The 16,719-nt window shown below is 65.4% G+C and carries 13 protein-coding genes; 3 read left to right on the top strand and 10 right to left on the bottom strand.

Annotation, left to right across the window (positions count from 1 at the left end; translation table 11 throughout):
- Positions 1-131: 131 nt before the first annotated feature.
- The gene (locus J2Y48_RS16235; RefSeq protein WP_310420045.1) at positions 132-587 is read left to right on the top strand and encodes a DUF411 domain-containing protein; all 456 of its coding nucleotides are present in this window, start codon (positions 132-134) and stop codon (positions 585-587) included.
- A gap of 321 nt (positions 588-908) precedes the next feature.
- Positions 909-3,941, top strand: coding sequence for an aminotransferase class III-fold pyridoxal phosphate-dependent enzyme (locus tag J2Y48_RS16230; RefSeq protein WP_310420043.1), 3,033 nt, complete (start codon positions 909-911; stop codon positions 3,939-3,941).
- Between the two features lie 136 nt (positions 3,942-4,077).
- Here the strand turns inward: J2Y48_RS16230 and J2Y48_RS16225 are convergent, their stop codons facing one another.
- The 10 genes from J2Y48_RS16225 to J2Y48_RS16180 form a co-directional block, all read right to left on the bottom strand.
- Positions 4,078-5,211: a P1 family peptidase gene (locus tag J2Y48_RS16225; protein ID WP_310420041.1), complete on the bottom strand. Its 1,134-nt coding sequence runs from the start codon at positions 5,209-5,211 to the stop codon at positions 4,078-4,080.
- Positions 5,212-5,235: 24 nt separating this feature from the next.
- Entirely contained in the window at positions 5,236-6,504 is a 1,269-nt protein-coding gene (locus J2Y48_RS16220) for a glycerate kinase (protein ID WP_310420039.1), read from the bottom strand.
- Positions 6,505-6,510: 6 nt separating this feature from the next.
- On the bottom strand, positions 6,511-6,828 hold the full coding sequence (locus tag J2Y48_RS16215; RefSeq protein WP_310420037.1) for a Dabb family protein: 318 nt from the start codon (positions 6,826-6,828) through the stop codon (positions 6,511-6,513).
- 9 nt (positions 6,829-6,837) lie between these two features.
- Positions 6,838-8,493: a GMC family oxidoreductase N-terminal domain-containing protein gene (locus J2Y48_RS16210; protein WP_310420035.1), complete on the bottom strand. Its 1,656-nt coding sequence runs from the start codon at positions 8,491-8,493 to the stop codon at positions 6,838-6,840.
- Between the two features lie 171 nt (positions 8,494-8,664).
- The gene (locus tag J2Y48_RS16205) at positions 8,665-9,441 is read right to left on the bottom strand and encodes a 3-ketoacyl-ACP reductase (RefSeq protein WP_310420033.1); all 777 of its coding nucleotides are present in this window, start codon (positions 9,439-9,441) and stop codon (positions 8,665-8,667) included.
- The gene (locus tag J2Y48_RS16200; protein ID WP_310420031.1) at positions 9,438-10,946 is read right to left on the bottom strand and encodes a GMC family oxidoreductase; all 1,509 of its coding nucleotides are present in this window, start codon (positions 10,944-10,946) and stop codon (positions 9,438-9,440) included. Before J2Y48_RS16200 ends, J2Y48_RS16205 begins: the two co-directional genes overlap by 4 nt.
- A 9-nt stretch (positions 10,947-10,955) precedes the next feature.
- Complete coding sequence (locus J2Y48_RS16195; RefSeq protein WP_310420029.1) at positions 10,956-12,071, bottom strand: sn-glycerol-3-phosphate ABC transporter ATP-binding protein UgpC; 1,116 nt, start codon at positions 12,069-12,071, stop codon at positions 10,956-10,958.
- Between the two features lie 5 nt (positions 12,072-12,076).
- On the bottom strand, positions 12,077-12,958 hold the full coding sequence (locus J2Y48_RS16190) for a carbohydrate ABC transporter permease (protein ID WP_310420026.1): 882 nt from the start codon (positions 12,956-12,958) through the stop codon (positions 12,077-12,079).
- On the bottom strand, positions 12,955-13,836 hold the full coding sequence (locus J2Y48_RS16185) for a sugar ABC transporter permease (RefSeq protein WP_310420024.1): 882 nt from the start codon (positions 13,834-13,836) through the stop codon (positions 12,955-12,957). The genes J2Y48_RS16190 and J2Y48_RS16185 overlap by 4 nt, the downstream gene beginning before the upstream one ends.
- 200 nt (positions 13,837-14,036) lie before the next feature.
- Positions 14,037-15,251: an ABC transporter substrate-binding protein gene (locus tag J2Y48_RS16180; RefSeq protein WP_310420345.1), complete on the bottom strand. Its 1,215-nt coding sequence runs from the start codon at positions 15,249-15,251 to the stop codon at positions 14,037-14,039.
- Between the two features lie 411 nt (positions 15,252-15,662).
- On the opposite strand from J2Y48_RS16180, the gene J2Y48_RS16175 reads away from it, so the two are divergent.
- A complete protein-coding gene (locus tag J2Y48_RS16175) occupies positions 15,663-16,682 on the top strand; it encodes a LacI family transcriptional regulator (protein WP_310420343.1) in 1,020 nt (339 codons plus the stop codon).
- Positions 16,683-16,719 lie beyond the last annotated feature (37 nt).

Genomic DNA, 16,719 nt, shown 5'->3' with positions numbered 1-16,719 from the left:
CGACAGCGTCCCCGCGCAGGATATCGTGCAGACCAGCCGGACCTCGGATTCGACGGACAAGGCAGACTTCGGTTGGCGTCAGGTGGATTCTGTCGATCGGCTATATCTCCGAAACAGGATGGAGAAAGACAATGAAGAGAAGACAATTCCTCTGGTCCGTCGCCGCGGCCAGCGCGATCGCAATAGCTGGATCAGCACGCGCTGCCGCCGAAAGTATCCTGGTCTACAAGGACCCGAACTGCGGTTGTTGCCAGGCCTGGGCAGACGCGATGACGGCAGCCGGGTTCTCGGTGAAGATCGTAAATGTCGACGATCTCGACGCGATCAAGCAACGGTTTGCGATTCCAGCGCAGCTGCAGGGCTGCCACACCGCGATTGTCGCGGGGTACTATCTCGAGGGCCATGTCCCTCTCGAAGCCGTCACCCGTCTCCTCGCCGAACGTCCCGCCGTAGCCGGGCTTGCGGTGCCTGGAATGCCGAGCGGATCGCTGGGCATGGGCGATGATCCCGGTGCCAACTATGACGTCCTGGCAGTCGCCAAGGACGGATCGAGCAAGGTCTACCAGCAAGTCCGACCGAGAGCCTGACGATCCGCACACGCGGACAGCGCTGCCGGCGGTTGGATCCCGCCGGCGGCGTGATGATAGAGGCGTCACATTCTTCAACGAAAACGTGCTTATCCAATGAAAAACGACAACGGGGATGCGACCAGGCCTATTGCTGCTTGTCGGTGGCGTTGAACATGGCCACGGTGAAACTACGCAAGACCTGCGCAAGGACGCGATTGCAGATTTCACTGCACGGGCTGCAGCCGGACTGAAGCGATCTTGACGGGACGGTCATGGCGGTAAGCCAACATTTCGCGCTTATGACGGGCGACACGAGCTGGTAGGGGAGTCGGCAAGGAAATGACGGACATCAGAAATGAACCCAGCCATGAAGCCGAGGCGATAGGTGCGTTGCTTCGCGACAACTATGGCATGGCGGGTGAGATTACGGCCCTTCCTGGAGAACACGATCTCAACTACCGCGTCCGCTCGGCGAGCGGTGAGGCGTTCCTGCTCAAGCTGCATGCTCCAGGCGCGCCCCTTGAGCTGGCAATGCAAATGGCCGTCCTCGATCATCTTGTACGTGTCGCGCCGGATCTGCCGGTCTCGCGCACGCTGCCCGACATGAACGGCGCCGCGATCTCGACAGCGCATGTGCGCGGCGAGCGGGTAGCGCGCCTGCTGACGTGGCTGCCCGGTGAGGTCTGGTCGCGCTCGGCGGCGCGTGGCGATGAGAGCATCGAAACGCTCGGTCGTCTGCTCGGCGAACTGGACCGCAGTCTCGAGAGCTTCAACCATCCCGGTGCCGTTCGCCACTACGCCTGGGATATCGGGCGTGCCGGGATGCATCTGGAGAACGTCGGTCTCATCGAGGACGCCGAAAGGCGCGAGGCCTCCCGCGTCATCCTTAACCGCTTCACCACGGATGTGCTTCCGCGCCTCGAAACCTGCCCCCGACAAATCATCCACAACGACGCCAACGACTACAACGTGCTGCTCGATGGCGAGGGGTGCGTCAGCGGCCTGCTCGATTTCGGCGACATGGTCGAGACGTGGCGGGTGATCGAGATCGCCGTCGCCGGTGCCTATGCGCTGATCGGCACGGCCGACCCGGTCGAGACGATCGGTCGGCTCGCTGCGGCCTATCACGCGGTCAACCCTATCAGCGAGGTCGAGGCGGAGCTGATCTTCGATCTCGTCTGCACGCGCTACGCGGTCAGCATGTGCATGGCCGCCCGGCAGATCCGCGACAATCCCGAAAACACCTACCTGCTGGTCAGCCAGGACGACGTGTGGCGCGAACTGCAGCGGCTGCAGCGTGAGAACCGCTCGATAGCCATTGCCCGCATTCGCGACGCCTGCGGCTTCGCGCCGATTGCGCACGCGCCGCGCGTCGAGCGCTGGCTGGAGCGCAACGCGCATGCGTTCTCCCCGGTCGTGCGCCCCGTGGTCGCCAAGCCGACGGTGCTTGCTTTGGACCTGACGGCCCACGGCCCGGATGCGCAGGCCTGGGCGAGCCTCGACGCCGCCGGCGCCGAGGCGCTGGTCGATCAGCGTGTGGCCGAGCATGGGGCCGATTTCGCGATCGGCCTCTACGGCGAGGACCGCGTCATCTACAAGGGTGACGCCTTCGAGACAGCATCGCCCGGCGCGCGCCGGACGGTGCATCTTGGCGTCGATATCTTCGCGCCGGCCCATGAGCCCGTGCATGCGCCGTTCTCCGGAAAGGTCGCCTTCATTTATGACGACGCGGTTCCCTTCGGCTTCGGCCCGACGGTCCTGCTCGAGCATCAAACGGACGGGGGCGACGTCTTCTGGACGCTCTACGGCCACCTTTCGCGCGAAAGCGTCGCAAAACTGTCGATCGGCCAGGCCATAGCCGCCGGTGTGGCGTTCTGCGCCTTCGGTGCGGCCTCGGAAAACGGCAACTGGTCGCCGCACCTCCACTTCCAGATCGTCACCGACCACCTCGGCCTTGAGGCGCGGATGCACGGCGTTGGCGTACGCAACCATTGGCAGGTCTGGCGCGCCATCAGCCCGGATCCAAGCGTCATCCTCGGCTATTCCGTGCCCGCCTCGGTGATCGTCGCGCGCGACAAGGCGTTCCTCGTCCGCGAGCGCCATCGCCGCATCGGCCGTTCGCTCAGCATCGCCTATTCCGACGCCCCATTGAAAATCGTCGGCGGCGAGGGGACCTACCTGATCGACGAGGATGGCACGCGCTGGCTCGACATGGTCAACAACGTCTGCCACGTCGGTCATTGCCATCCACGCGTCGTCAAGGCGGCGCAAACGCAGGCGGCAAGGCTCAACACCAATTCGCGCTACCTGCACGATTCACTGGTCGAATATTCGCGGCGGCTGGCGGCGCTGTTCCCGGATCCGCTCAATGTCTGCTTCTTCGTCAACTCGGGCAGCGAGGCGAACGATCTGGCGATCCGGCTGGCGCGCGCCTACACCGGCAATCGCGACATCATCACCGTCGACCACGCCTATCACGGCCATCTCTCCAGCCTCATCGACGTCAGCCCCTACAAGTTCGCCGGCAAGGGCGGGGAGGGGAGGCCGGCGCATGTGCGGGTCGCCGAAATGCCTGACCTCTATCGCGGCCGCTTCCGCTACGGCGACGAACACGCCGGGCGCGAATATGCCGACGACGTGCGCAGCCAGATGGCGGCACTCGCAGCGGAGGGGCGCCGGCCGGCGCTGTTCTTCAGCGAGGGCATCCTCGGCACCGGCGGGCAGCTGACTCTGCCGGCCGGCTATCTGAAGGAGGCCTATGCCCATGTGCGCGCCGCCGGCGGGCTGTGCCTGGCCGACGAGGTGCAGGTCGGCTTTGGCCGGGTCGGCAGCCACATGTGGGCGCACGAGACGCAAGGGGTGGTGCCGGACATCGTCACCATGGGCAAGCCGATCGGCAACGGCCACCCGATGGCCGCGGTCGTGACAACGGAAGCCGTCGCTGCGGCCTTCGCGAACGGCATGGAATACTTCAATACATTCGGCGGCAATCCCGTCTCGGCCGAGATCGGCCTTGCGGTGCTCGACGTGATCCGCGACGAGCGGCTGATGCACCACTGCCACGTCGTCGGCGACCGGCTGATGGACGGTGCCCGGGAACTGGCCAAGCGTCACCCGATCATCGGCGACGTGCGCGGCCACGGCCTCTTCAACGGTATCGAGTTGGTGCGCGACCGCGAGACGCTGGAACCGGCGGCAGGCGAACTCGAACTCGTCATCGCGCAGATGAAGCAGAGGCACCGCATCCTCCTGAGCAGCGAGGGTCCTCACCACAACGTGCTGAAGATCAAGCCGCCGGCGCCGTTCAGCACTGAGGACTGCGATTATTTCCTCAACGCGCTCGACGACACGCTCGCCACCTTGAGCTACTGACAAGAACGACGATGCGTCCGGATTGGGCCGGACGCATCGTGGTGCAGCTAGCCCCTGAAAAGGCGTGCTGCATCCGTCTCGCGGGTCAAGGCGCCGAAGGTATTGACGTCGGCAGATGTTGGGGCGCTGCGGTGCTCTACCGCGTCATGCGCCCGTATTGGCGCATCACATCGGCCAGCAGATCGTGCGGAATCGCCTCGATCCGAAAGCGGTCATGGACGGTTCCGCCCAGCGTTTCGGCCGCCAGCATGGCATTGACGATCGCCTCGTCGACGCTGTCGACCGCCGCCAGGTAGACCGCGTCTAGTTGTTCGTCGTTGATGATCTCGAGCGTGAGGAGCGGCGGCGCGCGGTGGGCCATCGGTTGCGGATTGGCCGTGGAAAAGGCCAGGAAGATATCGCCGGAACTGTTGCCGCCAGGCGTGCCGTTGCGGCCGATGCCGATCGAAGCGCGGCGCGCCAGCCGCTTCAACTGGTGGGGTGCCATAGGCAGGTCAGTGGCGATGACGACGATGATCGAGCCGCGCTCCTGCATCTGGCTCTGCGGAGTTCCGTCGCGCATGTGCTGTCCGACGGGAACGCCGCAGATCGTCAGCCAGTCGCGCTGGCCGTGATTGGCCTGGACCAGCGTCCCGATCGTGTAGTCCTTCCCGCCAAGGGAGACGATGCGTGACGCGGTGCCCGTGCCGCCCTTGAAGCCGTAGGTGATCATGCCGGTGCCGCCGCCGCAGTTTCCTTCCTGCACCGGGCCGGAGGCCAGGCTCTCAAGGGCGGCAAACACGTCGGTCTCGGTCAATGGCAGGCCGTTGATGTCGTTGAGGACGCCGTCGTAGGTCTCGGCAATCACCGGCATCAGCCAGAGGAAATCATCGCTGTCGTAAGTCGAGGCATAGCGCTCGAGCATCCATTTGACCGTTGCGTGATGGGTCATGCCGACGGCGTGGGTGTTGGAGATCATCACCGGTCCCAGGAAAGTGCCGCCATCCTCGATCCAGTGGGTTCCCGTCATCTCCCCATTGCCGTTGAAGCGATGGACGCCGGCATAGACGGGCACCGGAACTGGCGAAGCGGCATGGGGCATGATCGCCGTGACGCCGGTGCGGACGGGGCGCTTGCGGCCCGGCCGGGGCGTGTCCTCGACAAGCGTGCGGAAACCGACTTCGATGCCGGTGACGTCGGTTATGGCGTTGAATTCGCCCGTTCGGCCGGAGAAGGGCAGGCCGAAGGCGCGGGCGCGAGGCTTGGAGCTTTGCAGATCTTTGTGGGTCATGGTCATTTCTGTCGGAAATGGGGATCAGAGCACCAGTATTGCCCGGAAATCATTAACGTTGGTGCCGGTCGGCCCGGTATGGAAAATGTCACCGATCGCCTCAAAGGCGGTGAACGCATCGTGGCCGAGCAGCCGTGCGCGCGGATCCTCGCCCGCGGCGCGCATGCGGGCGATCGTGCCGCCATCGGCAAACGCCCCGGCGTTGTTCTCCGAGCCATCCCGGCCGTCGGTGTCGGCGGCAAGGGCGTGGATGTCGGCAAGGCCGTCGATGGCAGCGGCGAAGGCCAGCAGGAACTCGCTATTGCGCCCGCCCTTGCCGTGGCCCTCGTCGCGGATGGTCACGGTCGTCTCGCCGCCGGAGAGGATCAGCACCGGCGTGTTGAAGGGGCGGTTGCGAGTGCGCACTTCGCGGGCGAGCGCCGCGTGCATCAGGCCGATGTCGCGCGCTTCGCCCTCGATGGAATCGGACAGGATGACGGTCTCGATCCCCGCGGCGTGGGCGCGCTCAGCCGCGGCTTCCAGCGAGACGCGGGCGGAGGCGATGACGTGATGCTCGTGATTGCCAAAGGCCGGATCATCAGGACCGGGGGCGGCCGCGGCGTCGGACGCCAGGTGCGCCATCACCCGCTCGGGCAGGTTCATCCGGTACTGGCGGACGATTTGCAGCGCATCCGTCGGCGCCGAGCCGTCCGGAACGGTCGGGCCGGAGGCGACATGGGCCGGGTTGTCGCCGGGGATGTCGGAGACGATCAGGCTGACTACCCTGGCCGGTGCGGCGGCGTAGGCAAGCCGGCCGCCCTTGATGCGTGAGACGTGCTTGCGCACCACGTTCATCGCCGAAATCGGCGCGCCGGAGGCCAGCAGCGTGCGATTGACGGCAACCTCGTCCTCAAGCGTGAGGTTGCCTGCCGGCGCCGGCAGCAGCGAGGAGCCACCGCCGGAGACCAGCGCGATGACGAGATCGTCCGCCGTCAGCCCGCCGACCGCTCCCAACAGTCGATCCGATGCGCCAAGACCCGCCGCATCCGGCACCGGGTGGGCAGCCTGCAGCACCTCGATCCTGCGGCAGGTCGCCATCGGCCCGTGCTGGGCGACGACAACGCCTTCAAGAGGCCCGTCCCACAGGCTCTCCAGCGCCGCCGCCATCTGGCTTGCCGCCTTGCCGGCGCCGACGACGACCGTGCGGCCCTTCGGCTTTTCGGGCAGATGCGCGCGGATGGCGGCGAGCGGGTCGGCAGCCTTGACGGCCTCGTGAAACAGGGACGCCAGGTAGGCGCGGGGATCATCGATCATGCGTGATCAATCCTCGGTCTCGAGGTCATAGACAAGGATGCCGCGCGCACCATCGAGCGCGGCGGCCACGATCTTGGCCCCCGTCTTCCGGTGCTCTTCGTCGGCGAGATAGGCGTCGCGGGCGAAGCTGTCGTCGAAATCGACGATGAAGCCGTCGGAAAAGCCCTTGTCCATGCCCGCTTCCGGGCTGACATTCGTACCGACGTGAACGGCGAGCAGGCCGGGCAGGCGGCCCTTCAGCGCGGCGATCTCGTCGAAGATTTCCGCCTTCTGGGCCTGCGAAATGGTGGGCTTGAAGCGGATGAAGACGCAGTGCCGGATCAAGGCGGGCTCCTATCGGATATCGGCACGGGCGCGCGGCCGCGTGTCGTTTCGTTCGTGGGCGAAAATCTGCGGCGAAAGCGGTTGAAAGTCACGGATTATGTCAGCCCCCTTCTCTCCGATCATGATCGTTGGGGCATTGGTGTTGCAGGAAGGCACGCGCGGCATGACCGAGGAGTCGCAGACGCGAAGGCCTTCCAGTCCATGCACCCTCAGATCGAGACCGACGACGGCATCCGCTCCGGTGCCCATCTTGCAGGTGCCGACGGGATGGTGGTCGGTTTTGGCAGTGGCGCAACCGTAGTCGAACAGGTCGTCGTCGGTGAGGTATTTCGGCCCCGGCAGCCGTTCGGCAAGCACATAGGGCTTTAGCGCCGCCTGCTGCATGATATCGCGGGCGATCTTCAGCCCCTCGATCGACATCTTGAGATCATGCGGATCCTCCCAGTAGTTCGGGTCGATCAGCGGGCTTGCGGCCGGGTCGGCGGAGGAGAGCCGGACGGTGCCGCGCGAGCGGGGGTGCAGATAGGCCGAATTCAGCGTCACGCCGGCATTCTTCAGCCTTTCCACGCCCGCCTCGATGCCCGAGCCGAGGCCGAGATGGAACTGGATATCCGGCGAACGGGCCTCCGGATCGGCATACCAGAAGCCGCCGGTCTCGAAGAGCGAGGAGGCGACGGGGCCGGAGCGGAACAGCACGTATTGCAGCCCGGCCCAGAGCGTGCGGTGGAGCTTGGCCACGTTGTCATAGGTATGGTCGCCGGTGCATTCGCTGATTACGAACAGGTCAAGGTGGTCCTGCAGGTTGGAGCCGACGCCGGCAAGGTCGTGCTTCACCTCGACGCCGACCGATTTCAGGTGATCGGCCGGGCCGATGCCGGACTGCAGAAGCAGCTTCGGCGAGCCGATCGCGCCGGAGGTGACGAGCACCTCGCGTTCCGCCCGGATCGTCTCGATGCCGCGCGCGGTCACGACCTCGACGCCGACGGCGCGGCTGCCCTCAAGCACGATGCGGGCGACGCGGGCGCCGGTGCGGATCGTCAGGTTCTTGCGGCTCTTGATCGGCGAGAGATAGGCGAGCGAGGCCGAGGAGCGGCGGCGGTTGCGCTGGGTGAGCTGGTAGAAGCCGACGCCGGCCTGCTGGCGGCCGTTGAAATCGTGGTTGTAGGGAATGCCGAGTTCCTGGCCGGCGCGGATATAGGCGTCGCAGATCGGCAGGCCGGAGACCGGCATCGAGACGCCGAGCGGACCGCCATAGGCATGATAGTCGTCGGCGAAGCGCTGGTTGTCCTCGGCACGTTTGAAATAGGGCAGCACCGAGCGGTAATCCCAGCCCTCGCAGCCGTCCTCGCTCGCCCACAGGTCGTAGTCGGCGGCGTTGCCGCGGGTGTAGAGCTGCGCGTTGATCGAGGAGCCGCCGCCGATCACCTTGGCCTGCGTATAGCGCAGCACGCGGCCGTTCATGTGCTTCTGCGGCACGGTCTCCCAGCCCCAGCTGGCCACGCCCTTGGTCATCTTGGCGAAGCCCGCCGGCATGTGGAACAGCGGGTTCCAGTCGCCGCCGCCGGCCTCCAGCAGCAGCACCCGCACGCCCGCATCCTCGCTGAGGCGGTTGGCGAGCACGCAGCCGGCCGGTCCGGCCCCGGTGATGATGTAGTCGTAGGTCATGCACTTTCCCTCAAGATCTCGCTTCAGTCCGGACCTAGTCAAGGCCCGCTTGCCCCTCATCCGCCTGCCGGCACCTTCTCCCCGCAGGCGGGGAGAAGGATATCTGTCGCGCCGCTTCTTCTCCCTCTCCCCGCCTGCGGGGAGAGGGCTGGGTGAGGGGCCGATCCATGCTCACAGCCGCCCGATCGAAAGCCCCCCATCCAGGTCGATCACCGATCCGGTGGCGAAGGCGAAGCGGCCGGAGGCAAGGGCTGCCACCGCCGACCCGATGTCGTCCGGTTCGCCCCAGCGCTTCATCGGCACCAGCCCGCCTTCGATCAACGCGTCGTATTTCGCCGAAACCCCGGCGGTCATGTCCGAGCGGATGATGCCGGGGCGGATCTCGAAGACGGAAATGCCGGTCTCGGCCAGCCGCAGCGCCAGCCCCTTGCTGAACGCGGCAAGGCCGGCCTTGGTCATGCAGTAGTCGAGGCGTTCGGGGGAACTCAACGTCGCCGAGACGGAGGTGATGTTGACGATCGCGCGCGGCTCGGCCGCGGGCGCGGCCAGCATGGCGCGCACCACCGCCTGGGTGAAGAAAACGGTGCCGCGCAGGTTGGTAGCGACGATCGTGTCGAAGTTCTCCGGCTTCAGGTCGAGAAAGTCGCCGCGCACCACGGAGGCGATGCCGGCATTGTTGACGAGGCAATCGATGCGGCCGAAGGCGTCGAGCACCGCCGCGACCGTTCCGGCATGACGCGCCACCTCGGCGAGGTCGGCCTTGAAATAGACAGCCTTCGCGCCCGTCTGGCCGAGGTCGGCAAGCATCTGGTCGGTGCTGGCATCGGTCTCCCCGATGCCGGTGATGGCAATGTCGAAGCCGTCGGCGGCAAGGGCGCGCGCGATGCCGAGGCCGATGCCGCGGCGGCCGCCGGTGACAATGGCGAGCGGTCGAGACGGGCCGGTCATGCGGCAAGCTCCCTTGTCCGGATGTGGTCGGCGACGCGCAGCGCCTGGGCGGCGACCGTCAGCGCCGGGTTGACGGCGGCCGAGGTCGGCAGGAACGAGGCGTCGACGACGAAAAGATTCGGATGGTCATGGGCGCGGCAGAAGACGTCGAGCGGCGCCGTCGCCGGGTCGTTGCCGATCCGCACCGTGCCGCACTGGTGCGAGGGGGTGCGCTTGTCGAAGGCGCGCGATAGCACGATTGGGAAGCCGGCCTTCTTCAGCACGCCCTTAAGCTTTGCCACCAGTTCGAGATGGGCGTCCCAGTTGGTGCGGGTCCATTTCAGCACGATCCGGTCGCCGTCGACGGTGATGCGGCTTTCGGGATGCGGCAGGTCCTCGCTCATGGCGTAAAAGTCGATCGCGTGGCGCGAGACGCGCTCCAGCAGCCATTCCGGCACGGAGGGCATGTTGGCCTTGAGGATTTTTCCGGAGATGCGGCCGAGCAACTGGACGTTGCCGAGCGGCGGCCCGCCGGCACCGTCCGTGAGGTAGAAATCGTTGAAGCCAAAGGTCTTCTGGTAGACCGAGTCATTGCGATAGCGCGGCGAGATCGCAATCACCGCACTCGAATTGTGGTTCATGAAGTTGCGGCCGACCTGGTCGGAGGAATTGGCCAGGCCGCGCGGGAAGGCCTCGCTGGCCGAGCGCAACAGCAGGGCGGCGGACTGCACGGCGCCGACGGCAAGGATGACGAGCTTCGGAGTGACGCTGTGCTCGTCTCCGTCTCGCATGTAGCGCACCGTCGTGATCGCGCGACCGTGCGGCGCGGCGTAGAGGCGGGTGACGCGGCTGCCGGTCTGCAGCCTGACGTTCGGATGCTTCAGCGCCTCGGCAAGGGCGGCGCTCTCGGCGTCCATCTTGCCGTCGTCGCAGTTGGGATGGGCGTCCCACGGCGTCTTCGCCTTCTTCAGCCAGCGTTCGATGTCGACGCCGAGCGGCAGGGCGTAGGGGTGCATGCCGGCGGATTTCAGCCGCTTGCGCACCATCGCGATCGCCGGCTCGTCGGGCACCGGCGGGAAGGGGTACGGGGCGGAATGCGGAGGTTCGGTCGGGTCTTCGCCAAGCGTGCCGCGGACCTGGTAGAGCCGCTCGGCCTGGGTGTACCACGGTTCCAGCTCCTCATACGGGAAGGGCCAGGCCGGCGAGATGCCGTCGCGGTGGTGCATCTCAAGGAAATCCTCGCGGCGGTAGCGCACGAGCACGGCGCCGTAGAATTTCGAATTGCCGCCGACATTGTAGTAGTTGCCGGGATTGAAGCCCGCGCCGTCGGCCTCGTACCAGGTCTCGTTCGGGCGGAAGTGGCCGCGCTGGAAGATCGCGCACTGGTCGCGGTTCTCCGGCCGGTCCTCGATCCGCTCGCCGGCCTCGAGGATCAGGATGCCGGCGCCCGTCGAGGCCAGGCCGGCGGCGATGGTCGCGCCGCCGATGCCGGAGCCGATGATGACGATGTCGGGCTGCGTGGTCATGCTGTCGTCTCAGGCGATGCGGCGCTGGCTGTCGGGATCGAAATAGACGGCCTTGTCGAGGTTGAAGGCGAGCCGCGCTTTCTGCCCGGCGGATATGCGCGCGTCGGCGCGAAGCCGGGCGACGATCTCCTTGCCGCCGAGGTGTGTCACGGCGAAGGTGTCGGCACCGGCGGGCTCGACCACCTCGATCAGGCAATCGCCCTCGGCGATCGTGCGGGCGTTGTGATCGGCGCCCTCGGGATCGGTCAGCGCCTCGGGGCGGATGCCGAAGACGACCTCCCTGCCGCGATAGGCGCCGAGGCCTTGCGGTGCGTTGTCGACGACGAGCCTCAGCGGCTCGGTCTCGGGACGGGCGAGCGAAACGGCCAGCGCGCCGCCATCCCCTTCGATCCTCGCCTTCAGCAGGTTCATCGCCGGCGAGCCCATGAAGTCGGCGACGAACATGTTGGCCGGGTTGTTGTAGATCTCGGCCGGAGAACCGAACTGCTGCAGCACGCCGTCCTTCAGCACGGCGATCTTCGTCGCCAGCGTCATCGCCTCGATCTGGTCGTGCGTGACGTAGACAATCGTCGTCTTCATGCGCTGGTGCAGGCGCTTGATCTCGGTACGCATGTCGACGCGCAGCTTCGCGTCGAGGTTCGACAGCGGCTCGTCGAACAGGAACAGTTTCGGATCGCGCACCAGCGCCCGGCCCATGGCGACGCGCTGGCGCTGACCTCCGGAAAGCTGGCCCGGCTTGCGGTCGAGCAGATGGCCGATCTGCAGCATATCGGCGACCTGCTTGATCGCCTTGTCGCGCTCAACCTTCGGCACGCCGCGGATCTCCATGCCGAAGGCGATGTTCCCGGCGACCGTCATGTTCGGGTAGAGCGCGTAGGACTGGAACACCATGGCGATGTCGCGCTTGGAGGGGTGCAGGCCCGCGACCGAGCGGCCGTCGATGGCGATGTCGCCGGAGGTGATCGGCTCGAGCCCGGCGATGGTGTTGAGCAGCGTGGACTTGCCGCAGCCCGAAGGGCCGACCAGCACCAGGAACCCGCCCTGCTCGATCTCGAGATTGATGTCCTTCAGGATTTCCAGCGAGCCGAAGGACTTGCGAAGATTGGCGATCTTGAGAAACGGCATTGCGGTCATCCTTTCACGGCGCCGGACATCAGGCCGCGGACGAAGTAACGGCCGGAGACGATGTAGACGATGAGGGTGGGAAGGGCTGCGAGGATCGCGCCCGCAAAGTGGACGTTGTATTCCTTCACGCCCGTCGAGGAGGAGACGAGGTTGTTCAGCGCCACCGTCATCGGCGTCGAATAGGGGCCGGAGAACGAGGCACCGAACAGGAAGTCGTTCCAGATGTTGGTGAACTGCCAGATGACCGAGACGACGATGATCGGCCCTGAGGAGGGCAGGAGAATGCGACGGAAGATCTGGAAGAAGCTCGCGCCGTCGATCTGTGCTGCCCGCACCAGCTCGGTCGGGAACGCCTCGTAGTAGTTGCGGAAATAGAGCGTGGTGAAGCCGAGGCCGTAGATCACATGCACCATGATCAGTCCCCAGATCGTGCCGGCTATGCCGAGCAGGCCGAGGATGCGGGCCATCGGGATCAGCACGATCTGGAACGGGATGAAGCAGGACAGAAGCAGCATGCCGAAGAAGATGTTCGAGCCGCGGAATTGCCACTTCGTCAGCACGTAGCCGTTGAGCGCGCCGACGATGGTGGAGATCGCGACCGCGGGCACGACCATCAGGATCGAGTTGAGGAAGAAGGGCCGCAGGCCCGTCGGCTGCACGCCGATCTGGGCGGTCGACCAGGCGGACAGCCAGGGCTCGATCGTCCAGGTCTGCGGCAGGTTCAGCATGCCGCCCTGGCGGATCTCTTCCAGCGGCTTCAGCGAATTGACCACCATCACGTAAAGCGGCAGCAGGTAGTAGAAGGCGAAGACGAGCAGCGCGGTATAGAGCAGCGCGCGCGTCAGGCGGCCGTGGCTGATGACGTTCTCGGAGCTTGCAGCACTCATCGGCCTTTGCCTCCGCGGATTTCGGAATAAAGATAGGGAATGATGATCGAAAAGATCATGATCAGCATGATGACCGCCGACGATGCGCCGATCCCCATCTGATTGCGGGTGAAGGTGTAGGAATACATGAAGGTCGCCGGCAGTTCGGTCGCCTGACCCGGGCCGCCGCCGGTCAGGGCGATGATCAGGTCGTAGGCCTTGATGGCGAGGTGCGCGAGCACTACGAAGGCGGACAGGAAGACCGGGCGCATCAGCGGGATGATGATGCGGCGATAGACGGTTGTCGTCGTAGCGCCGTCGATCTGCGCGGCCTTGATGATCTCGTTGTCGACGCCGCGCAAACCGGCGAGGAACATCGCCATCACGAAGCCGGAGGACTGCCAGACGGCGGCGATGACGACGCAGTAGATCGCCATATTGCGGTCCTTTATCCAGTTGAAGGAGAAGCTCTCCCAGCCCCAGAGATGCATGGTGTTCTCAAGGCCGATGCCGGGATCGAGGAACCATTTCCAGGCCGTGCCGGTGACGATGAAGGAGAGCGCCATCGGATAGAGATAGATCGGCCGCAACACGCCTTCGATGCGGATGCGCTGGTCGAGCAGAATCGCCAGACCCAGCCCGAGCACGCTGCAGATGATGATGTAGAGCGAGGCGAAGATCGCCAGGTTGGAGATCGCCCGCCACCAGTGCGGCAACGACCAGAGCCGGACGTAGTTCTGCAGGCCCACGAAATTGAAGGACGGCAGCATCTTGCTGTCGGTCAGGGAAAGAACGCCCGTATAGGCGATGAAGCCGTAAACGAACACCAGGACTATGAGAAAGCTGGGGGCGAGCACGAGCTTCGGCAGAAGCTCCTGCAGCCGGGCGCGGCTATCCATGATCGTTACCACCGTGTTTGTGCGGTTTGTGGTCCAGGGGTGGGTGCCCCTCATCGGCTGATGAAAGGCTGCCCTTCATCCGCCTGCCGGCACCTTCTCCCCGCAGGCGGAGAGAAGGACCAGGCCGCGGCGCCTCTATTCCCTCTCCCCGCTTGCGGGGAGAGGGCTAGGGTGAGGGGCGTCCTTGCCCCATCAGTCGCTTACTTCGCGCCTTCGACGGCTGCGACCAGTTCCTTGGTGGCTTCCTCGGAGGAGAGCTCGCCGTTGAACTGGCGCGTCACGACGTCATAGATCGCGTTCTTGACGGCAGCCGGGTTGGCGTGACCGTGTGCCATCGAGCCGTAGAGCGTGCCGTTGGCGTTGGCTTCGGCGAGGTCCTTGATGCCCTTCTTGCCGCAATCGTCGAAGGCGGTGTCCGGAACGTCGGTGCGGGCCGGAACCGAACCCTTGACCACGTTGAAGGCCGACTGGAAGGTCGGGCTCTCGATGGCGGACGCCATGGCGAGCTGGGCGGGGACCTTGTCCTCGGAGACCTTGAACATCGCGAACTGGTCGGAGTTGAAGGTGACCGAGCCCTGCGTGCCGGGGAAGCGCATGCACACGAAGTCGGTGCCCGGCTTCTTGCCGGCCTTCAGGAACTCGCCCTTGGCCCAGTCGCCCATGAACTGCAGGCCGGCCTTGTCCTCGATGACCATGGCCGACGCCAGGTTCCAGTCGCGCCCGGAGAAGTTGTCGTCGACATAGGAGCGCAGCTTCGTCATGCGGTCGAAGGCTTCCTTCATCTTGTCGCCGCCGAGCGCTGCCGGATCGAGGTCGATGAAGGCGGCCTTGTAGAAGTCGTTGCCGAGCGAGAGCACGACCGCGTCGAAGATCGTCGCATCCTGCCATGCCTGGCCGCCATGGGCGACCGGGGTGATGCCCTGGGCCTTGAAGTTGTCGAGCAGCGCGATCAGTTCGTCCCAGTTCTGCGGCTCCTTGCCGCCGGCCTTGTCGAGCGCCGCCTTGTTGATCCACACCCAGTTGGTGGAGTGGACGTTCACGGGTGCGGCGATCCAATGGCCGTCATACTTGGAGAACTGCTGCAGGGCGGTCGGGACGACCTTGTCCCAGCCTTCCTTGCCGGCGATGTCGTCGAGGTTGCCGAGCGCGCCTTCCTTGGCCCAGTCGAGAATGTCGAAGCCGAGCATCTGCACGGCCGTCGGCGCGTTGCCGGCGGTGACGCGGGCGCGCAGGACGGTCATCGCCTCAGTGCCGCCGCCGCCGGCGACCGGCATGTCGGTCCAGGTGATGCCCTTGGATTCGAGGTCCTTCTTCAGCACGTCAAGCGCCGCGGCCTCGCCGCCGGACGTCCACCAGTGCAGGACCTCGACGTTTTCCGCAGCGCGCGCGGAAACGCCGCCGCCGAGTGTCATCATCACCGCGGCAATTGCCGTTGTCGTTACGAACTTGCGCATCGATTTCCTCCCGTTTTGCAAGTTTCTCTGGCGGGATCCTCCTCCCGCCCATCTCAGCCGCCGCCGGACCTCCGGCGAAGACGTTGGAGCCACGGCCTCACGCCGCTGGCTCAATTTAAAACGTTATAAGTCCCGCCAAGTCAAGCACGCCGCGACCGCCGCCGGCGATCCTTCGATATGCCGTGAATTTCCAAGTTTAATCGTCATGTGACGATGCGGACGGAAAGATGTGCAGGGCACCCGATTGGATTTAAATCGTTTGCAGTGCAGGATTGCCTCAGGCCCAGCCTGTTTGTAATGTGCCGCCGAATTTGCGACCTCAAGCTGAAGAAGAACGACGTGCCACGCCGAGCAACGCTTTCCGACACCGAGATGACGAAGACCGGCTCGCGCGGCGGAAAGCCGACCCTGAAAACCATCGCCGATTTGACCGGGCTTGCTGTCACGACCGTTTCGCGCGCGCTCGGGAATGCGCCGCAGATCTCGGAAGCCACGCGCAAGCGGGTGCACGAAGTGGCAAGTCAGATCGGCTATCTGCCGGATCGCGCCGCGCAGCGCCTGAAGACCGGGCGCACCAACGTCATTTCCGTTCTGCTCGACCCACACGAGGAAATCCTCGGCTACGGCACGTCGCTGATGCATGGTCTGGCGCGCGCCCTGCAGTCGACGCCCTACCACCTGATCGTCACGCCGAACTTCATCAGTGGCAGCAATGTCGACGCCGTTAATTACATCATTCGCAACGGCATGGCCGACGGCCTGATCTTCTCGCGGACCGAGCCATTTGACCCGCGTGTGCGGCTGCTGCTGGAGAACGGCTTTCCCTTCGTCACCCACGGACGGACGGAGTTCACGACACCGCATCCCTATGTCGACTACGACAACTACACCTTCGCCTATGAGGCGGTGCGCCGGTTGATCACCAAGGGCCGCCGCAAGCTGGTACTCATCCCGCCACTGAAGCGGCTGACCTTCTATCAGCACATGCTGCACGGCTTCATGACCGCGGTGCGTGAGGCAGGGGTCGCCTTCGATGTTCCGGAGGCCATCGACCTCGACTGCCCGCCTGACCAGATCCGCGATCATATGCGCAGGCGCGTGACGCAGGCCGACGCGCCGGACGGCATCGTCTGCCCTGGCGAGGTCTCCGCGCTGGCCTCGATCACCGGCATGAGCGACTGCGGCCTTTCGCTCGGCGTCGAGTATGACATCGTTGCCAAGCAGACATCCCGATTGCTGACGCAGATCCAGCCCAAGGTGGAGACGATCTATGAGGACCTGACCGCGACGGGTGAGGCGATGGGCGACATTCTCCTCAGGCGCATCGCCGGCGAGGATGCGACGGACCTGCATGTGTTGCTGGCGCCGCAACTGAACTTCCCGACGCCCTGAAGGGGCGCAGGCGCCTCCCGCGATGAGGGTCGGAAGC

The organism is Mycoplana sp. BE70 (assembly GCF_031455855.1).
Lineage (GTDB): Bacteria > Pseudomonadota > Alphaproteobacteria > Rhizobiales > Rhizobiaceae > Mycoplana.
This window is presented reverse-complemented; position numbering and strand designations above follow the sequence as displayed.